The following is a 16,944-nucleotide window of genomic DNA, read 5'->3' as shown; positions in this document are numbered from 1 at the left end:
ACGCCAACGCCGGTAGCAACACCGACACCGACGCCAACGCCGGTAGCAACACCGACACCGACGCCAACACCGGTAGCAACACCGACACCGACGCCAACACCGGTAGCAACACCAACACCGACGCCAACGCCGGTAGCAACACCGACACCGACGCCAACGCCGGTAGCAACACCAACACCGACGCCAACACCGGTAGCAACACCGACACCAACACCAACGCCGGTAGCAACACCGACACCAACACCAACGCCGGTAGCAACACCAACGCCAACAGCTTCGGCTACGCCTGAGACTAGCGCGTCGCCAACGGTAGCGCCGCCGACTGAAGAACCAACGGCTACACCATCGGCCGCGCCGACAGCAACACCAGTACCGACCTCGCCGCCGACATCGACATTTGAGCCGGTAGCAACGCCTACTCCTGTACCAGGAGTCATTGTTACACCAACGCCATCGCCGTCACCGGGTGCTTCAGTAACACCATCGGCGACACCATCGGCAACGCCGACAGTTGTACCAAGTGCAGGACCAACAACAACACCTGCTCAACCGACAACTCCGGCAACACCAGTCCCGCAGGTAACACCGCCTGTGAAGCAAGAGACAACGACTGAAGAAGTGCCGATTGAAGGCGAAATTCCGCTTGGAGGTGTGCCAAGTGTAGGTGATAAACCGGCACATGGTAAGGTTACCCTGAAGCCAAACGGCAAGTGGGTTTATACACCGGATCCAGGCTTCATAGGCAAAGACAAATTCACGATCATCGTGACCGATAAAGACGGAAATGAAGAAGAGATCGTCATCGAAATTGATGTTGAAGAAGTACCAAAGGGTATGGTAACAGGAGAGCCAGATGGTAATGGTAATAGTAAAGGCAAAGATGGAAAGCCTAGCGTATTGCCGAAGACTGGCGAAGACAGCCCGCTTCCGATCTACCTGGTTGGTGGATCTCTGATTATTCTCGGCTATGTACTCAGCAGAAGATTCAGAAGAGGCGGCAAACAGGAATAGAGATAAGAACTGCGTGAGATATTAAAGAGGTCTAGATTATAGGAAAGCGAGCCCATCTCCAGATGCACCGGAGATGGGCTCGCTTCTTTGTATAGCGTTGGAATCGGCTGTAGTTCTTTTTCTTTACAACTGTTTCAGATTGTGTAACTTCCAGTCGGAATACCAGCGTTCAATATTGGACGGCATTTCGGTGCTGAGATCATCCTTTAGCAGTTCGTTGAGAGCTTTATATTGCTCCTCCACCGCAAAACGTTCTCCAATACTGTCATAGACCTTCATCAGCCCCAGATGTCCTTGTTCAAAATAGGGCTGAAGCTGGACAATCCGTTGGTAGACGGTCACAGCTTCAGGAATTCGCCCACTGCCAATATAGTAATCGGCGGTCCCAATGGCATGATGCAACCAAATAGTCCGAAGCCGCTGTCGTTCGCTTTCCGCCCAGAGATAATCGTAGTCCCCATAATAATCTCCAGAATAAAGATCGAACAACCGTTGATGATCATTGAAATTGCTATCGTCGATGGGATCAAGCGTAAGAATACCGTTTTCCCACTGGACGGAATCAATCAGCATCGAACCGCTCTCCAGGGTATAGCCCTCACCACCACTGACATTGTTAATCAGCAGCTCGATACCGGCCTGCCTCAAGCATTGCCTAACCTGATAGATTGTAGTATAGAGATGGGTTGAAGCTTTTTTAAGATTAAAGTCGGGCCACAGCATATCTATCAGCGTATCTTTACTAACAAAACGGTTACGGTTATGGAGCAGAAGAGCGAACAGTTCCTGTGCCTTGTTGGTCCGCCAGCGAATTGTGTTCAGGGGTACGCCTCCCCGTTCAAAACGCAGAGAAGGAAAGCAGCGGACCATGAGCGTATCCGAGGGAATTACCTGCTTGGTCACTCGTTGTGTACGTTCCTCCAAACGACTTATTGTCTTTAAAAGCCGGTCACGGATAACTGGCTTCAGTACATAGTCCAATGCGTTGACTTCAAACGCTTCCAAGGCATAATTGTTGTAAGCTGTCACAAATACAATATCAGCCTCAGGGGTATGCTCATGCATGATTTCTGCAGCCTGCAGGCCGTTCATCTCCGGCATATCAATATCCAGAAAAATAACGTCCGCATTCCATTTTCCGGCTTCTTTGACCGCTTCCACAGGGTCCGTATATGTGGCCACTACATTCACTGTTCCTAGTTCTTTAAGCATATGCTCCAATTTCATCAAGGCCAGCCGCTCATCGTCCACTAGTATTGCCTGGATCATTACTATCCCACCACTCAGACTTAGTTTTATCTTGCAAGACAGTACTACTGAATTAGATTCAATTTCCGTATATAAAAGAGTTCGTTGTTAATGGAGTTTCTGTCTGCTACCTGCACAAAAAACGCAAAGCTGACATGCGATTTCCATACTTTCCCTATCCGCTAGTAAGAATCGTTCCTTCTCAATGTACAAATAAGCGACCACAAGTTCAAGTTCCCACTCAAAAAAAATTCAGTATTCAGGAGACTGAAGCTTTAATTCGACAAAAAAGGCATCATTCCCTCTATAATGGTAATGACTTGTTCTATAGATGATTGGAAGAAGCCAGTTGTTTGGTCCCAAATTAAAAAATAATGTGAAAAGATTGCAGGGAAACCGCGCTGCCGGGCGTCTAACTAAAAGAAGCAGGAGGAGGGGAGACAACTGGAAGAGGCGGAGTGGATATCCGCTGTGCTGAGAGGCGAACATCAAATGTTTGGACATTTGGTGGAACGTTATCAGGGCATGGTGTACAGAGTATGTATTAAGATTACAGGAGAAGCCGAGTCCGCCAAGGATATGGCCCAGGAGGTTTTCATCAAAGCCTACAAAGCGCTCCCCTCCTTTCGGAGACAATCCTCCTTCTCCACTTGGTTATACAGAATTGCTTACAGAACCTGTCTGGACTGGAAACGGGCTAACGACAGGGAGTGGCAGCACCGCAGTATGGCTGAGTACACAGAGAATGATTGGGTGACGTCGCAGACACCAGAGCACGCAGCGCTTCGTAAAGAAGCATCTGCTGAACTGGATGAGAATTTGAACAGCCTAGCGGAACCGTACCGGTCGGTTGTGCAGCTCTACTATTTTCAGCGACACTCCTATCAGGAAATTGCCGAGCAGCGGGGTGTTTCCGTCAAAACAGTGGAATCACAGCTGTATCGTGCCAGACAGATGATGCGCAAACAAGGGGAGGAATGGCGATGAATTGTGCAACAGTTAAAGAATGGATGCCGCATTATATAGACGGTCAGCTGTCTCCTGAGATGGAGCTGAGCATCAGGTTGCATATCGAGTCCTGTCCCGATTGTGCCCAGTGGCTGGAAGAAGCCAGGGAAATGTCAGCTTTGTGGACCGATATGGAAGCCTGGCTGCCGGGTACAGAGGAGCCCATGGAGTATCCCGATTTGAAAACAGATGTGATGGCTCATATTGAATCGCTAGAAGCCGAGCGAAGAGAGCGTACGATTACAGGAACGCTCGCAAGACGACGGTTCGCGCCCAAAACTTCTTGGATGCACTATGGTCTTGCGGCCTGCTTGACGTTCCTGCTGCTCCAGCTCGGTGTCTTTGAGAATTTGGCTTACGGAATCACGGAGATCAACGGGCATGTGTCAACCTCGGTGAATTCATGGTTCAGAGCCAATAAATAACGAATGATCTGCAATCACTAAGATTAGTACATTACAAATTATGGGAGGATATTGTATGATTAGAAAGAGACGCTGGCTTACCTTTTTTCTGGCGATGGTTCCAGGGGTCGGTCACCTTTACCTAGGGTTCAAAAAACAGGGCCTGCAGTTTATGATCGGAGCATCCATCTGCATCATCTGCATTCCGTCTGAACCGATGATTTTTCCATTCGCCTTGGCGGCATTATGGTTCTACCAGTTATTTGATGCGCTGCAAAAAGCCGCTTGGATGAAGATTGCAGCAGCAGAGCATGAACGAATGATGTTCCAGCCGGATGCCTTCGGCGCTCCGTGGACGATGGATCTGCATGCAATGCCGGGATACCCGCAGGATGATATGAACCCGGCCTGGGTAGGGATTGGCTGTGTTGTTGGCGGCATTCTGCTACTGATGATTACAGCGTTTCCAGGACTTTGGGACATTCTGTCAGAGATCAATTTCGGCACGATTCTACTCTCGCTGGTGCTGATTGGCTACGGGCTGAAATTGCTCAAGAGTAATACAAGAGCCTAAGAAACGGGGAGTTGTGTCAATGAGTAGATGGAAAATCGGAAGTTTCACCGCAGCGATCGGCTGTATCGCGGTTGGCGCTATTATTGCGTTGGCCCAGTATGGTATGTTGAGCTACGCTGCCTTGGGCTTTTTATGGCCCGCCTTGCTGATTCTGTTCGGTCTGGAGATGCTGCTTAGACTCTTTATCCGTTCAGATGCCAAGAGCGGTGTAAGCGGGTGGGCTATTGTTTTAATCATTCTTCTCGTTGTTGCAAGTGGAGGTCAGTCTCTTTATGCTGGAGGCTCGCTGGGTGGATTGTTCGGCAATAATCAGTTGGTTGCGATGAGCGGAACGGCAGAGGCGGGCTCTGAGGTCAAGGCGGTCAGGATTGAGCTGCCGAATGGCAAAGTAACTGTAAGGGGCGAAGCAGAGAAGGCCGAGGTTCAATATGAGGGTAGCCTGCTGCTTCCCGGCGATTCAGAAAGTGAAGCGAAGAGTAACCTGGACAAGAAATGGGAGATCATAACCCAAGGGGATACATTGGTTCTTAGGCTGGCAGGCAACAATAACTGGCTTTCCAATATACAGTTTGGCTTCTACAGCAAAGGCCCCTATCTGAATGTGAATGTGCCGCAGAATCTGTCTGTAGAAGTGATCACCAGCGACGGCTCTATCGAAGCATTCGGGCTTCAGTCGGGTCTGACAGTTAATACTTCTAATGGGGCGATGAACCTGCATGATATTGCTGGTGGTTTGACAGCTCATTCCAGCAACGGATCGATTACGGTGAAAAATATTCAGGGTGAGGTGGATTTGGCCAGCTCCAACGGATCGATGACGCTTGATAAAGTCGATGGAGCCCTGACTGCCAAGAGTAGTAACGGTAAAATAACGGTTAACTCCGGGGTAACCGGGGATTGGAGACTGACAACGAGCAATGGTTCCGTTGTCATGGGAATCCCGGAGGCTACTGACGCCACTATCTCCGCGGACACCAGTAACAGTTCACTTAAAGGCAATGTGAATTGGGAACGCAGCAGTGATACCAGCGGTACGGCTAAAGTCGGCAAAGGTACTTATAAAGTTACTATCTCTACAAGCAATGGTGGTATCACCGCAGATACAACAGAATAGTGGAGCCAATGTTAAAGGGAGCTGTCTCTTCCGGCACAAGATCGGGGAAGAGACAGCTCCCTTTGTTGATTGTAGGTTTGTCTTATAGATGCCGGATTGTTACGCGTTCCAGACCATCGCGTATCCTTGCAGCCTTTGCAGGCTTACCAGGCGTAAGCTTTCGGTGCTTCTCCGCCCGGACCAGGGAAGATTTCGTCAAGACGTTTCAATACGGACTCGTCCAGTACAATTTCCAGGCTGCGCAGTGCGCTTTCGAACTGCTCCAGTGTGCGCGGTCCAATGATCGGCGCGGTGACAGCCGGATTAGCCAGCAGCCAGGCCAAGGCAATATTGTCCTGCGGTTCACCCAGCTCTTGGCTTAGGCCGGCAAATGCCTCAAGCTGGCTCTTGTACTGCTCTACGCGCTCCGTATTGCCACCACTGCGGCTGCCTTCAATCTTCTTAAGGGCGTTGCGGCCTAACAGGCCGCCGTCCAGCGGGCTCCATGGGATGATCCCAAGTCCAAGACTTTGCGAAGCTGGCAGTACCTCAAGCTCCGGCAGGCGGCAGGTGAGACTGTATTTGTGCTGCTCGGAGACAAGCCCCAGGAATCCGCGGGCCTTAGCTTCCTGTTGGGCCACAGCGATGTCCCAGCCAGCAAAGTTGCTGGAGCCGACATAGTCGATTTTACCCTGGCTCACAGCCAGCTCAAAGGCACCCCACAGCTCGTCCCAGGACACGCTGCGATCCACATGGTGCATCTGGTACAACTCGATGTGATCGGTCTGAAGACGCTTCAGGGAGCCTTCCAGATGACGGCGTATTTTGTAGGCGGAGAGGCCAGCTTCATCATTAGGACCGTCCAGCTTGTCGCTCATGGAGCCATAGGCTTTGGTCGCCAGGACAACCTTCTCACGGCGTCCCCCACCTTGCTTGAACCAGCGGCCGATAATGGTCTCTGTCAGGCCGGAATTCTCACCCCAGCCATAAATGTTAGCGGTATCAAAAAAGTTTACTCCTGCATCCAGCGCAGCGTCCATAATCCGGAAGGCTTCTTTTTCATCCGTAGACGGGCCAAAATTCATCGTTCCCAGACAGAGGCGGCTAACCTTCAGGCCTGATTTACCAAGTTTAGCGTATTGCACGGTGTGATCACTCCTTCAATGAATTTGAAATAGGGCGAAACCGGTTGCTTTTCTTTTACTTATTAATTGTAACCAAGTTCTGGGACGAGAGCAAATGTATAAGGGAATATTTACACATGAGCTAAGTTATACCCATTGAGCAGTGAAGTTAACAATAATGAAGCTCATTTACAAATAGTTACAGATCGGGTACAGTCATGATATCCATAGAAATTTATATCTCCAAGGGGGAGTTGGAATGTCGAGTACATCGGGAGGATTTTTCTTATTAAATGGACTTAGTGTATTCGGAGTGTTGCTATGGCTGGCTACGCTTGGAATGGGTCTGTATGCCTTTATACTCTTTGTGAAGCTTGCCCGCAGAGGTATAACAGCACTTGATCTGTACATTTATGACAAGACGATTGGCAACAACCGATCCAGGAATAGCGACGGACTGTGAGTCTGAAACGGCTCAACAGGCAAAGTAGAGTCTAGGAGTAAACCTTTCTATATAAGTACAATGGAAAGAAATCTGGAGACAACAGCGGCCGAAAGTCCAAACATTCCACCGTAGTGACGACCGAGTCTTACGTTAGGATCTTAAGTTCGTCTTTATATATTTGAAAAGAGTATCCCTATAGGCTGTGCCTATTACCTCAATAGAATTTATATCTTTGTTGTTTACAGTCCGTTATGATACAACAATAGAAAGAAGAACTATGTCTGTGTGACTGCAGACCACTTGAGGAGTGACTGGAATGAGCGAGGTTAAGAAGATTGCGGTAATCGCAGGGGATGGAATCGGACCTGAGGTTGTTGCTGAAGCGGAAAAAGTATTGAAGGTAACAGAAGAAGTGTTCGGCTACAAGTTTGAAACGGAGCATGCGCTATTCGGAGGCATCGCCATTGACGAGAGAGGCACACCGCTTCCAGAAGATACACTTCAAATCTGTCGCAGCGCAGATGCTGTATTGCTCGGTGCTGTAGGCGGACCGAAGTGGGATAACAACCCGAAAGAGCTGCGCCCGGAAACAGGTCTGCTGGGTATTCGCAAAGCCCTTGGATTGTTCTCCAATTTGCGTCCGGCTAACGTTTTTGATTGTCTGAAGGATGCGTCCACATTGAAACCGGAAGTGCTGGAAGGCACAGACCTCATGGTTGTGCGCGAGCTGACAGGCGGCATTTACTTCGGGGACAAGCTTCGTCGTCAAGGTGAGCATGGCGAAGAAGCAGTGGATACCTGCGTATACAATGTTACAGAAGTTGAGCGCATCGTACGCCAGGCGTTCGAAATTGCCGGCAAACGCCGCAAGAAGCTGGCCAGTGTAGATAAAGCCAACGTTCTTGAGACTTCGCGCCTGTGGCGTGAGGTTGTCAACAGAGTGGCTCCTGAATACCCGGACATCGAGCTGGAGCACGTACTGGTAGATAACTGCGCGATGCAGCTTCTGCGCCGTCCGTCGAGCTTCGACGTTATCGTTACTGAGAACATGTTCGGAGATATCCTGAGTGATGAAGCAGCCATGCTGACCGGTTCCATCGGAATGTTGGCTTCCGCTTCCATGGGCGAAGGCAGCTACGGCCTCTACGAGCCGGTACACGGCTCTGCGCCTGATATCGCAGGCCAAGGTCTAGCCAATCCAATCGCGACCATTCTGTCCCTGGGCTTGATGTTCCGCCTGACCTTCGGTTATGAAGATGCAGCGGATGCGATTGAAGCGGCTGTAGCGGAAGTGCTGGATGCGGGTCACCGTACAAGCGATATCGCTGTAGACAAGAGCCAGGCGATCAGCACTACGCAGATGGGCGACTTGATTGCAGCAGCTATCCGCAAAGCCTAAAGAATCGTTACCAACCCGCTGCTGATCTCATTTTGAAACGGGAAGCATGTACTGAACCGTCACAAAAAGTTGCTTATTTATAATTATTATAAAAAAATAATGAATGTAATATTGACTTTGATTTTGTGCGATGATACCATTTGGTATGTAGCAGTAAGACAGTAACTGTCCATCAAAATTCAAGAAAGACACCGGCTTCTTGATTTTCTTCGGAAATCATGCAGACTTGTTGTTTTTCTTACATAATCAAGGGAGGAATAAGCAATGGCAGAACGTTTGGTAGGTAAACCGGCTCCGGATTTCACTTTGGAGACTGTATCGGGTGATGGTAAGGATTTCGGAAAGGTTAGCTTGTCCGATTATCGTGGTAAATGGCTTGTATTCTTCTTTTATCCACTAGATTTCACATTTGTGTGCCCAACTGAGATCACAGCTCTTAGCGATGCTGCACCTCAATTTGCGGCGCTTGACACTGAAATTTTGGGTGCCAGCACTGACTCGATCCACAGCCACAAAGCATGGATCAACACACCTAAGGATTCCAATGGCCTTGGCCAATTGAACTTCCCGCTTGCAGCTGACCTTACGAAGAAGGTTGCCAAAGATTACGGCATCCTGATCGAAGAAGAAGGTATCGCTCTGCGTGGTCTGTTCATCATCGATCCAGAAGGCGAACTGAAATATCAAGTTGTTAACCACAATGATGTAGGCCGCAGCGTGGAAGAAACGCTTCGTGTGCTTCAAGCACTGCAATCCGGCGGATTGTGCGCAATGAACTGGAAACCAGGCGACAAGAACTTGTAATCCGTTTATTCAGCACTGTGATCTTTGATAGCTGACAAGGACCTCCTTGCGGGATTTTTCCCGACAAGGGGGTTTTTTGCTCCAAATCGTTTGTATTTTTATATAAGAAGCGTAATACAATACAATAATACGTAATTCGTAAATATCGGATCATCCAAGGAGGGTGAACAATCATGAGCTTTTGCTGTGGAGCGAGTATGGTAGGAACAACGGGAACCCTAAAACATTATCGCACGCAAGTCCATAATGTTCCCCTGCTTTTTTGCCCGGTGTGCCACCGGGTTGAGGTACATTACAAGGTTGAGAATGAATATGAGATTCTTGCGGAATATGCGCATGGTGATGGTGTAACGGATGTGGATTTCCAGGATTACGTCATGGAGGACGAGGAAGCGGTATTCGAGAATGTCGTGAATGTCGAAAGTGAGGACCCTCTGGCGATTGTCCGCAGTCAAATTGACATGGCGCTTGACCTGCTTGCTTTTGCCAAGCAGATTCAGGATGCCAAATGGGAACGTGAATTGAAGAAGCGACTGGCAGTTATGAGCCAGCGTCGTCACCGTCTTCAGCAAAAAGCATAGAACGACAAGTTACTGATTTCATGAAAAAGGGCCTCTGCTGCTGTAGAGGTTCTTTTTTATGTCAAAATCGCTCTGTATGTCGTTATTAATGTAAAATCAGGAACGTGTGTACCCTTTCATTATGCTGCTTCGGGACTAAATTTAACTTTATTGAGAAAAATACTATGTCTTATGTATCATTTTATGATTATTTTTACTATTCGACAGTTTCTCTGATTGCGTTGTCTTCTCTACTTGGATATGATTGGAATATAGTTGAAACGGTTGGATAATAAAGAACGATTACCGAATGTTCTGGCGTCTTCGTCATATACTCAAATACATAGTCATTTGATGTCGTTGAGCGCTTCGTCATTTGCAGTAGAAGGGGGAACTTCGTATCGTGATAAGCCAATTTCAAGAAAGCTTGCATTTAACGGCAAGAACGTTTCAATCAGGAATGTTGGACACGACTTTTGAGGATGTTCTGGAGCACATTGACAGTGGGATCATGCTTTTTGACGAAGAGGGAGTTCTTAGCTTTGTGAACAAGCAAATGTACGGGATGCTGGACCTGCCGCGTAGTTCGTTGGTTGGATGCACGATGTCTCATCTGCTGGCCCATGTTCAGCTAAGCCGCTTCAAGAAGAAGCTAATACTACGTACTTACCGTGAGACGGTCTACAAGGGGAAATCAAGTTATGAATATATTGATGAATTCGGCCGTTATTGGAGAGTAACTCTATCCTCGGGGGAACAACTGAAAGGCTCTTATCTATTTACGGTAAAGGAAATCTCCGATTACAAGCTAATCGAGCAAACCGCCTACCAAAATGACAATCTTGCTATGTTGGGCAAGCTGTCAGCGTCCATCGCCCATGAGATCCGCAATCCTCTGACCGCAATCCGCGGCTTTATCCAATTGCTCCGTCCACACCTGCACCAACTCGGCAAAGAAGAGTATGCCAGAATTATACTGGCCGAAATTGACCGGGCGAACGATATTATACATGAATTTCTGACCTCCTCCAAACCTTCTGTACCTCAAGTCGGAATGATTTCAGTGTCTGCATTGCTTAAAGAAGTTGTGCTTTTGACAGAGAGTGAGGCTCTAATGAAGGGCTGCCAGATCAATCTCCACCAACTTCAAAACGACCTGATCATATCTGTGGATGTGAAGCAAGTGAAGCAGGTGGTTCTGAACATGATAAAAAAATGCAATGGAAGCGATTACAGAGCGGATGGACAGTGATATGGGTAAAATCGAGATCGGCGCACGGAGGGAAGGTGCAGAGGTCCGCATTTTTATTTCCGACAACGGTAAGGGGATGGACATCCTCACCTTGGACAGGTTGTTTAGCCCGTTCTTCACCACCAAGGAGAATGGGACGGGACTTGGACTGTCGGTTAGTGACCGGATTATTAAAAATCATGGGGGATGCATTTCCGTCAACAGCCGATTGAATGAGGGCACGCAGTTTGTAATTTCGCTGCCTCTGATTCAATAGTAGACCTGTATAGGGTATGTTGCTTCAATTATTAGTTCCATAGCGGAAAGAAACAGGTTGATATTTTGTCAGGCAGAGAGCCCAGATCCCTCGCCTTACAGGAGATCAGCCTGTTCTGTGTTACAATAAAAGCTTAGACTTCTGGGAACGACAGATGGAGGGACTACAATGAATATTGAATGGAGCAGTGGAAGACTGACCGATTCCGCACAGGCCGATGCCCTTGTGCTGATGATCTCGGAGTCTGAAGCTCAGCATGGCGGTGTATCCGCAGAATGGGACAGATGGTTACACGGATTGAACAAGGCGGGATTGTTTGAAGGTAAGGTGAATCAGAGTTACGCGCTACCATTGGAAGATCATCCGGCTTGTTCTTCGGCCATTTTGACCGGAGTAGGGGCTGGTCCTCTTAATAAATCAGACTTGCGGCTGTGGGCGGCTCAGCTTGTCCGTACAGCGATCAGATTGAAGATGCAGCATGTAATCCTGCAATTGCCGCAGGACTTCGCTCAGCGCACAGCAGGCTTGTCAGACATGGAGGCTGCACAAGCGCTAAGCGAAGGCTTTATACTAGGGGCTTACCGCCGGAAGCATTATAAGCTGGATCAGTCCCAGTTCGGTATAGATCATCTTTTGATCCATCAGGAGGGTGAGGTAGAAGAGGAGAGAGCGGATGGTTGGAGAGAAGGACTTGAACGCGGGCAAGCCTTTGGTGAGGGCACGAATCTGGCACGTGACTTGACGAATACGCCGGGCAATCTGTTGGTTCCGTCTGATCTGGCTGTTGCGGCTATTGCTGTAGCAGAACGATACGGTTTTCCGGCAGAGGTACTGGATGAGCAGGAGATCGCAAGAAAGGGTATGGGGGGCTTAATCGCTGTGGGCAAGGGCAGCGTTAATCCACCTCGAATGATCGTGATCCGCTATCAGGGTACGGGGACATGGGAGAATGTCATCGGACTGGTCGGCAAAGGTATTACCTTCGACACAGGAGGGATATCCCTGAAAAGGGCGCCCGGCATGGAGGACATGATCAGTGATATGGGCGGCGCCGCTGCGGTACTGGGTGTCATGGAGGCGCTGGGGCGTCTGCGTCCGCCCATCAATGTAGTAATGGCGATTCCTTCGGCGGAGAATATGCCGGCAGGAAATGCATTCAAGCCCGGTGATATCGTCACCTCCTACAGCGGGCGAACCATTGAGGTGCTCAATACAGATGCCGAAGGACGAATTGTACTGGCAGACGCGCTCACCTACATTAGGGAATGGGGAGCGGAGCGCATTGTGGATGTGGCAACCCTGACAGGGGCTGTACTGTCTACGCTGGGCGACATAGCTACTGGTGCTGTAACGAACAATGAAGCCCTGCTAGAAGAGATTATGGCGGCAGGTGAGAGTGCCGGTGAAAAGATATGGCAGCTTCCGGCATATCCCGAATTTCGGGATATGCTCAAGAGCGAGGTAGCGGATATCCGCGGCAGTGCCGGAAGATATGGCGGCGCAACGACCGCCGGACTGTTTATCGGCACCTTCGCCGAAGGTCTACCCTGGGTGCATCTTGATATTGCCGGAACGGCGTTCCTGGCAAGAGAACGAGGGGTCAATCCTAAGGGGGCATCAGGCGTTATGGTCCGCACGCTTCTGGAATGGCTGCTCAGCCAGGCATTGCTGCCAAAGGCCGGCGCAACAGAATAGAATAGTAAGCTGGAGTACAACGAGCCCGCTTCAGATAGAAAAGGCAGTGCCGCCCGATTTGTTGGGCAAGCACTGCCTTTGTCCCGTTCTCAACGGGTCTATCCAAAATCAATTGCCGGGTCTTCGTGAACGAATTTGCTCGGCAACGGATTGAATGCCGTCCATCAATTTGTCTCGGGTCTTTTTATTCCGCAACAGATATACAGCTCCTAATGCCGCGGTAGTAAATAATGTTCTTTTGGCACCCATCGTGTGCACCTCCTCGGTCTAGTCTGCAGTCTGTGTATAACAAAAACATACCCGTGACCGAAGATAATTAAACCAAGATATTAATGGAAACCAGCCCTCCGTACGGATCAGTGTTTGCCTTTGGCGCTTTCGCCCCCACAGGAGAACGGGGAGTCAAGCGAAGCTGCGGCACAGGTTTTGCCTTTGTCACAGCCGGCACAAGCGCCTTGTTTTCCTTTCTGCACATGACGGTAGATCATCCAGCCTGAGTAGCCAAATACAAGCGCAATGATGATAACGTTGATCATGTTTTTTGCCCCGCCTTCTACCGCTGTTCGCGGTTCGATTAATCTGACAAATCTCTCAGCTTACGACCACCCAAACAGCTTTCCGCTCTGGAAAACAAGAAACGATACGGTGTAGGCCAGTACCAGGCAATAGCCCATGGAAAAGAACGTCCACTTCCAGGAATTTGTCTCCTTTTTGATCACACCGACAGTAGCCAGACATGGAATATAGAGCAGAATAAAGATCATGAAGCTGATGGCGCTCAGTGGTGTGAACACTTGTGAAATCTGGTTTTCCAGCCCGGTAGTATCCGGGGCATGATAGATGATGTTCATGGTGGAGACTACAACTTCTTTAGCCAAAAAACCGGGAACCAGTGTGGATCCTGCCTGCCATGTGCCAAAACCGAGCGGCGCCAGCAGTGGAGCGATCAGACCGCCGAATTTGGCAAGATAACTGTCATCCATCGCGACATCGAATCCACCAGGTCCAGCATAGGAGACCAGCCAGATGATAACAGAACCCGCCAGAATGATGGTTCCGGCCTTGCGCAGAAAGCCTTTACCCTTCTCCCATGTGCTGCGCGACAGGGTCTTGATCTGCGGCATCCGATAAGGAGGCAGCTCAATCATGAAGACAGAAGACTCATTTTTAAAGAGGAGCCAGGAGAATATTTTACATAGTATCAACGCAAAGACAATGCCTAGAACATACATCGACAGCACAGCAAAGGCTTGCCGTTCCGGAAAAAAGACTGCTGCAAACAGCGCATACACCGGGAGTCGTGCAGAACAGGACATCAGTGGCATAAGCAGCGTGGTCAGCATCCGGTCCTTTGGCTGTTCAATGCTTCGTGCGGCCATAATGGCCGGTACATTACAGCCAAATCCGATGATAAAAGGAATAAAGGCTTTGCCGTTTAGCCCCATTCGTTCCATGGTGCTGTCCATCAGCAGACATACCCGGGCCATGTAGCCGGAATCCTCAAGAAACGAAATGATCAGGAACAGGATAAAGATCTGTGGAACAAATACAATCACACCACCAACACCGGCAATGATGCCGTCAACGATCAGCGCATGTGTAAAATTGGACGCCCCGAGGAATCCTAGCAAGGAATTGGCACCTTCGCTGATAGGCCCCGAGATCAGTCCGTCCACGAGATCTGACAACGGGCCACCGACCCAATCGAAGGTAGTCTTGAACAAGGCATACATGATGAAGATAAATAACGGCAGTCCCCAGAAGCGATGCGTTAGCAGGGCATCCAGTCTTTCGGTGAGGTTATGCGGCTTCTGGTCTGCTCTGTCCAGCACTTCCAGGCATAACGAGCGAATATAGTCCATCCGGACCGAACGGAGCCACTGGGGCAGCGTCAAGGCTAGATTCTTTCGTTGCAGCTCGCTTTGACAGGCATCGCCAAGCTTCACTAATTTCCTGATATCCATACGGGATTTCAGGAAATCTAAGACAACGGGATTCTGTTCCATCAGTTGTAGAGCTATCCAGCGGTGGTTCGGCAAATCCTTCATAGGTTGCAGTTCCAGCTCTATCGAAGTAATGGCTGCTTCGGCAATTTCACCGTAATGAAGCTTGAAGCGGACAGGAGGGATGTCGGCGGATTGCCCAAGAAGGCTCAGAATCTCTTTGCATCCCTTACCGGTTCTCGCTACCAGCGGAAGCACAGGAATACCAAGCCTGTCCTGCAAGACCTCGGAGTTGACATGAATGCCGCGTGCCGTAGCCACATCAATCATGTTCAGACCAAGCACGGTGGGTTTGCCATATTCAAGCAGTTGGAGCGTAAGCAACAGGTTACGCTCTAACTGCGAGGCATCGACAATATTAATCAGTGCCTCCGGTGATTCTTCAATCAGATATTGGGCAGCTACGCCTTCATCACGGGAGAGAGGGTGGAGTGAATAAATTCCGGGCAGGTCGATGAGCTTGCCTGCGCCGTTCTTGAGACTGCCGATTTTCTTCTCGACGGTTACACCCGCCCAGTTCCCTACATATTCGTAGGAAGCAGTCAGCGTGTTGAAAAGAGAGGTCTTGCCCGTATTGGGATTGCCGACCAGTGCAATAGCGCTCATGCGAGGTTAACCTCTATTCTGGAAGCTTCCTTCCGGCGGATGGCGAACAGTTGACCGTTGCATTCCAGGGTGATGGGTCCCAGAAAGGGGCCTTTTCCTTTAAGCCGGATACGGACACCCTCCAGAACGCCAAGATCGGCCAGACGCCGACGCAGGATGGGGTTGATGCCTTCTATTTTATGAATGGAAACGGTAGAGCCGGTTGGCAGTTGAAGCAGAGAACAGAGGTGCAGAGTCATAAGAACCCTCCATAAGATACTGATAATCAATCTCAGTTGTCTTTTTCTGTAATGTAGCATGATTCATGGGCAAACTCTGTGATTTTCGTCATTGTTGCCTGTAGGAAAATATCTTTACATTTTATTCTTCATTAAAGTATTATTGAACGATAATCCATGATTGCATAGTTGAAGGGAGAACGAATCGTGAAGACTAATCAGAGCAAAATCGTCGATTGCACCATCCGCGACGGAGGTCTAGTGAATAACTGGGATTTCAGTGTGGAATTTGTTCAACAATTGTACGCCGGCTTGAATGAAGCAGGTGTTGATTATATGGAGATCGGGTACAAGAATTCGCCCAAACTGCTGAAGGGTGCCGAAGGCGCTGGCCCTTGGCGTTTCCTGGACGATGACTTCCTGCGCAAAGTAATCCCGCAAAAAGGACACACGAAGCTCTCTGCGCTCGTTGATATCGGCCGTGTGGATGAGAATGACATTTTGCCCCGCAGCGAGAGCATGATCGACCTGATCCGTGTGGCTTGTTACAGCAAAGATGTAGACAAGGCGCTGCAATTGGTACAGACCTTCCATGATCTTGGTTATGAGACCACTATCAACATTATGGCGCTGTCCAATGTGATGGAGAACGAATTGTTGGAAGCCTTCGAATTGATTAACGAGAGCGTTGTTGATGTAGTGTACATCGTAGATTCGTACGGCAGCCTGGATCACAATGATATGAAGTACCTGGTGGACAAGTTCAAGACACATCTTCCGAACAAACGTCTTGGCGTTCATACACACAACAACCTGCAGCTGGCATTCTCCAATACGCTTGTAGCTGCTGAGAACGGCGTGGAACTGCTGGATGCTTCTTGCTACGGTATGGGACGTGCAGCGGGAAATTGCCCGACAGAACTGCTCGTGACTCACTTGAAAAATACAAATTATAAACTTCGCCCGGTGCTGGACGTTGTGGAACGCCTGATGATTCCATTGCGTGAAAAAGAGGAGTGGGGCTATATCATTCCTTACATGATTACCGGTACGCTTGACGAGCATCCCCGCTCAGCCATGGCTCTCCGTTCATCGGAAGACAAGGACAAATCGGTAGATTTCTATGACAAGCTCACGACACCGGAAGTTACCTTTGGGGAAAAATAAACGGCAGCTTTCGCTATAAGCACTGACCCCGCCTTGGGGAAGGTGCTTTTTTTTGCGAAATGATAAATTCATCTTCG

Annotated in this window: 17 protein-coding genes and 1 pseudogene; 12 read left to right on the top strand and 6 right to left on the bottom strand. The window is 49.3% G+C overall.

Annotation, left to right across the window (positions count from 1 at the left end; all coding sequences use genetic code 11):
- Positions 1–1,011, top strand: a 1,011-nt coding sequence (locus HPT30_RS09790; RefSeq protein ID WP_175371210.1) for an Ig-like domain-containing protein, incomplete at its 5' end; no start/stop codon positions are given.
- A gap of 123 nt (positions 1,012–1,134) precedes the next feature.
- Here HPT30_RS09790 and HPT30_RS09785 read toward each other — a convergent pair.
- A complete protein-coding gene (locus HPT30_RS09785) occupies positions 1,135–2,280 on the bottom strand; it encodes a response regulator (RefSeq protein ID WP_175371209.1) in 1,146 nt (381 codons plus the stop codon).
- A 423-nt stretch (positions 2,281–2,703) separates the two neighbouring features.
- On the opposite strand from HPT30_RS09785, the gene HPT30_RS09780 reads away from it, so the two are divergent.
- The 4 genes from HPT30_RS09780 to HPT30_RS09765 are packed head-to-tail and all read left to right on the top strand — an operon-like array spanning position 2,704 to position 5,359.
- Positions 2,704–3,246, top strand: coding sequence for an RNA polymerase sigma factor (locus HPT30_RS09780; protein WP_281364477.1), 543 nt, complete (start codon positions 2,704–2,706; stop codon positions 3,244–3,246).
- A complete protein-coding gene (locus HPT30_RS09775; protein WP_175371207.1) occupies positions 3,243–3,692 on the top strand; it encodes an anti-sigma factor family protein in 450 nt (149 codons plus the stop codon). Before HPT30_RS09780 ends, HPT30_RS09775 begins: the two co-directional genes overlap by 4 nt.
- 55 nt (positions 3,693–3,747) lie before the next feature.
- A complete protein-coding gene (locus HPT30_RS09770; RefSeq protein WP_175371206.1) occupies positions 3,748–4,245 on the top strand; it encodes a hypothetical protein in 498 nt (165 codons plus the stop codon).
- A gap of 19 nt (positions 4,246–4,264) precedes the next feature.
- Positions 4,265–5,359 carry a LiaI-LiaF-like domain-containing protein gene (locus tag HPT30_RS09765; protein WP_175371205.1) on the top strand — a complete coding sequence of 365 codons (1,095 nt, stop codon included), beginning with the start codon at positions 4,265–4,267 and terminating at the stop codon, positions 5,357–5,359.
- Positions 5,360–5,502: 143 nt separating this feature from the next.
- On the opposite strand, the gene HPT30_RS09760 is transcribed toward HPT30_RS09765, so the two are convergent.
- A complete protein-coding gene (locus tag HPT30_RS09760; RefSeq protein ID WP_175371204.1) occupies positions 5,503–6,483 on the bottom strand; it encodes an aldo/keto reductase in 981 nt (326 codons plus the stop codon).
- Between the two features lie 238 nt (positions 6,484–6,721).
- Here HPT30_RS09760 and HPT30_RS09755 point away from each other — a divergent pair, with 238 nt between their 5' ends.
- The 6 genes and pseudogenes from HPT30_RS09755 (at position 6,722) to HPT30_RS09730 (ending at position 12,873) form a co-directional block, all read left to right on the top strand.
- A complete protein-coding gene (locus tag HPT30_RS09755; RefSeq protein WP_175371203.1) occupies positions 6,722–6,925 on the top strand; it encodes a hypothetical protein in 204 nt (67 codons plus the stop codon).
- Positions 6,926–7,223: 298 nt separating this feature from the next.
- The gene (gene leuB, locus HPT30_RS09750) at positions 7,224–8,306 is read left to right on the top strand and encodes a 3-isopropylmalate dehydrogenase (protein WP_175371202.1); all 1,083 of its coding nucleotides are present in this window, start codon (positions 7,224–7,226) and stop codon (positions 8,304–8,306) included.
- A 264-nt stretch (positions 8,307–8,570) separates the two neighbouring features.
- Complete coding sequence (locus HPT30_RS09745) at positions 8,571–9,110, top strand: peroxiredoxin (protein ID WP_175371201.1); 540 nt, start codon at positions 8,571–8,573, stop codon at positions 9,108–9,110.
- Positions 9,111–9,283: 173 nt separating this feature from the next.
- The gene (locus HPT30_RS09740; protein WP_066373273.1) at positions 9,284–9,691 is read left to right on the top strand and encodes a hypothetical protein; all 408 of its coding nucleotides are present in this window, start codon (positions 9,284–9,286) and stop codon (positions 9,689–9,691) included.
- A gap of 382 nt (positions 9,692–10,073) precedes the next feature.
- Positions 10,074–11,178, top strand: a pseudogene (locus HPT30_RS09735) (ATP-binding protein).
- 168 nt (positions 11,179–11,346) lie between these two features.
- On the top strand, positions 11,347–12,873 hold the full coding sequence (locus HPT30_RS09730; RefSeq protein WP_175371200.1) for a leucyl aminopeptidase: 1,527 nt from the start codon (positions 11,347–11,349) through the stop codon (positions 12,871–12,873).
- Positions 12,874–12,981: 108 nt separating this feature from the next.
- Here HPT30_RS09730 and HPT30_RS09725 read toward each other — a convergent pair whose 3' ends face one another.
- The 4 genes from HPT30_RS09725 to HPT30_RS09710 all read right to left on the bottom strand — a co-directional run bounded on the left by HPT30_RS09725 (position 12,982) and on the right by HPT30_RS09710 (position 15,721).
- Positions 12,982–13,122 carry a hypothetical protein gene (locus HPT30_RS09725; protein ID WP_175371199.1) on the bottom strand — a complete coding sequence of 47 codons (141 nt, stop codon included), beginning with the start codon at positions 13,120–13,122 and terminating at the stop codon, positions 12,982–12,984.
- 107 nt (positions 13,123–13,229) lie between these two features.
- A complete protein-coding gene (locus HPT30_RS09720) occupies positions 13,230–13,409 on the bottom strand; it encodes a FeoB-associated Cys-rich membrane protein (protein WP_175371198.1) in 180 nt (59 codons plus the stop codon).
- Positions 13,410–13,469: 60 nt separating this feature from the next.
- A complete protein-coding gene (gene feoB / locus HPT30_RS09715) occupies positions 13,470–15,482 on the bottom strand; it encodes a ferrous iron transport protein B (RefSeq protein ID WP_175371197.1) in 2,013 nt (670 codons plus the stop codon).
- A complete protein-coding gene (locus HPT30_RS09710; protein WP_175371196.1) occupies positions 15,479–15,721 on the bottom strand; it encodes a FeoA family protein in 243 nt (80 codons plus the stop codon). Before HPT30_RS09710 ends, feoB begins: the two co-directional genes overlap by 4 nt.
- A 186-nt stretch (positions 15,722–15,907) precedes the next feature.
- On the opposite strand from HPT30_RS09710, the gene HPT30_RS09705 reads away from it, so the two are divergent.
- Positions 15,908–16,867: an aldolase catalytic domain-containing protein gene (locus tag HPT30_RS09705; protein WP_175371195.1), complete on the top strand. Its 960-nt coding sequence runs from the start codon at positions 15,908–15,910 to the stop codon at positions 16,865–16,867.
- Positions 16,868–16,944 lie beyond the last annotated feature (77 nt).

Source organism: Paenibacillus agri (genome assembly GCF_013359945.1).
In the GTDB taxonomy this organism is placed as follows: domain Bacteria; phylum Bacillota; class Bacilli; order Paenibacillales; family Paenibacillaceae; genus Paenibacillus_AQ; species Paenibacillus_AQ agri.
Note: the sequence above shows the minus strand (reverse complement) of the source record. Positions and strands in the feature narration are given on the sequence as shown.

Excerpts from the sequence above, each read along its gene's own strand:
- HPT30_RS09770 (WP_175371206.1), top strand. The coding sequence starts at position 3,748 with ATGATTAGAAAGAGACGCTGGCTTACCTTTTTTCTGGCGATGGTTCCA.
- HPT30_RS09730 (WP_175371200.1), top strand. The coding sequence starts at position 11,347 with ATGAATATTGAATGGAGCAGTGGAAGACTGACCGATTCCGCACAGGCC.
- HPT30_RS09720 (WP_175371198.1), bottom strand. The coding sequence starts at position 13,409 with ATGATCAACGTTATCATCATTGCGCTTGTATTTGGCTACTCAGGCTGG.
- HPT30_RS09740 (WP_066373273.1), top strand. The coding sequence starts at position 9,284 with ATGAGCTTTTGCTGTGGAGCGAGTATGGTAGGAACAACGGGAACCCTA.
- HPT30_RS09725 (WP_175371199.1), bottom strand. The coding sequence starts at position 13,122 with ATGGGTGCCAAAAGAACATTATTTACTACCGCGGCATTAGGAGCTGTA.
- HPT30_RS09785 (WP_175371209.1), bottom strand. The coding sequence starts at position 2,280 with ATGATCCAGGCAATACTAGTGGACGATGAGCGGCTGGCCTTGATGAAA.
- leuB (WP_175371202.1), top strand. The coding sequence starts at position 7,224 with ATGAGCGAGGTTAAGAAGATTGCGGTAATCGCAGGGGATGGAATCGGA.
- HPT30_RS09755 (WP_175371203.1), top strand. The coding sequence starts at position 6,722 with ATGTCGAGTACATCGGGAGGATTTTTCTTATTAAATGGACTTAGTGTA.
- HPT30_RS09710 (WP_175371196.1), bottom strand. The coding sequence starts at position 15,721 with ATGACTCTGCACCTCTGTTCTCTGCTTCAACTGCCAACCGGCTCTACC.
- HPT30_RS09765 (WP_175371205.1), top strand. The coding sequence starts at position 4,265 with ATGAGTAGATGGAAAATCGGAAGTTTCACCGCAGCGATCGGCTGTATC.
- HPT30_RS09745 (WP_175371201.1), top strand. The coding sequence starts at position 8,571 with ATGGCAGAACGTTTGGTAGGTAAACCGGCTCCGGATTTCACTTTGGAG.
- HPT30_RS09775 (WP_175371207.1), top strand. The coding sequence starts at position 3,243 with ATGAATTGTGCAACAGTTAAAGAATGGATGCCGCATTATATAGACGGT.
- feoB (WP_175371197.1), bottom strand. The coding sequence starts at position 15,482 with ATGAGCGCTATTGCACTGGTCGGCAATCCCAATACGGGCAAGACCTCT.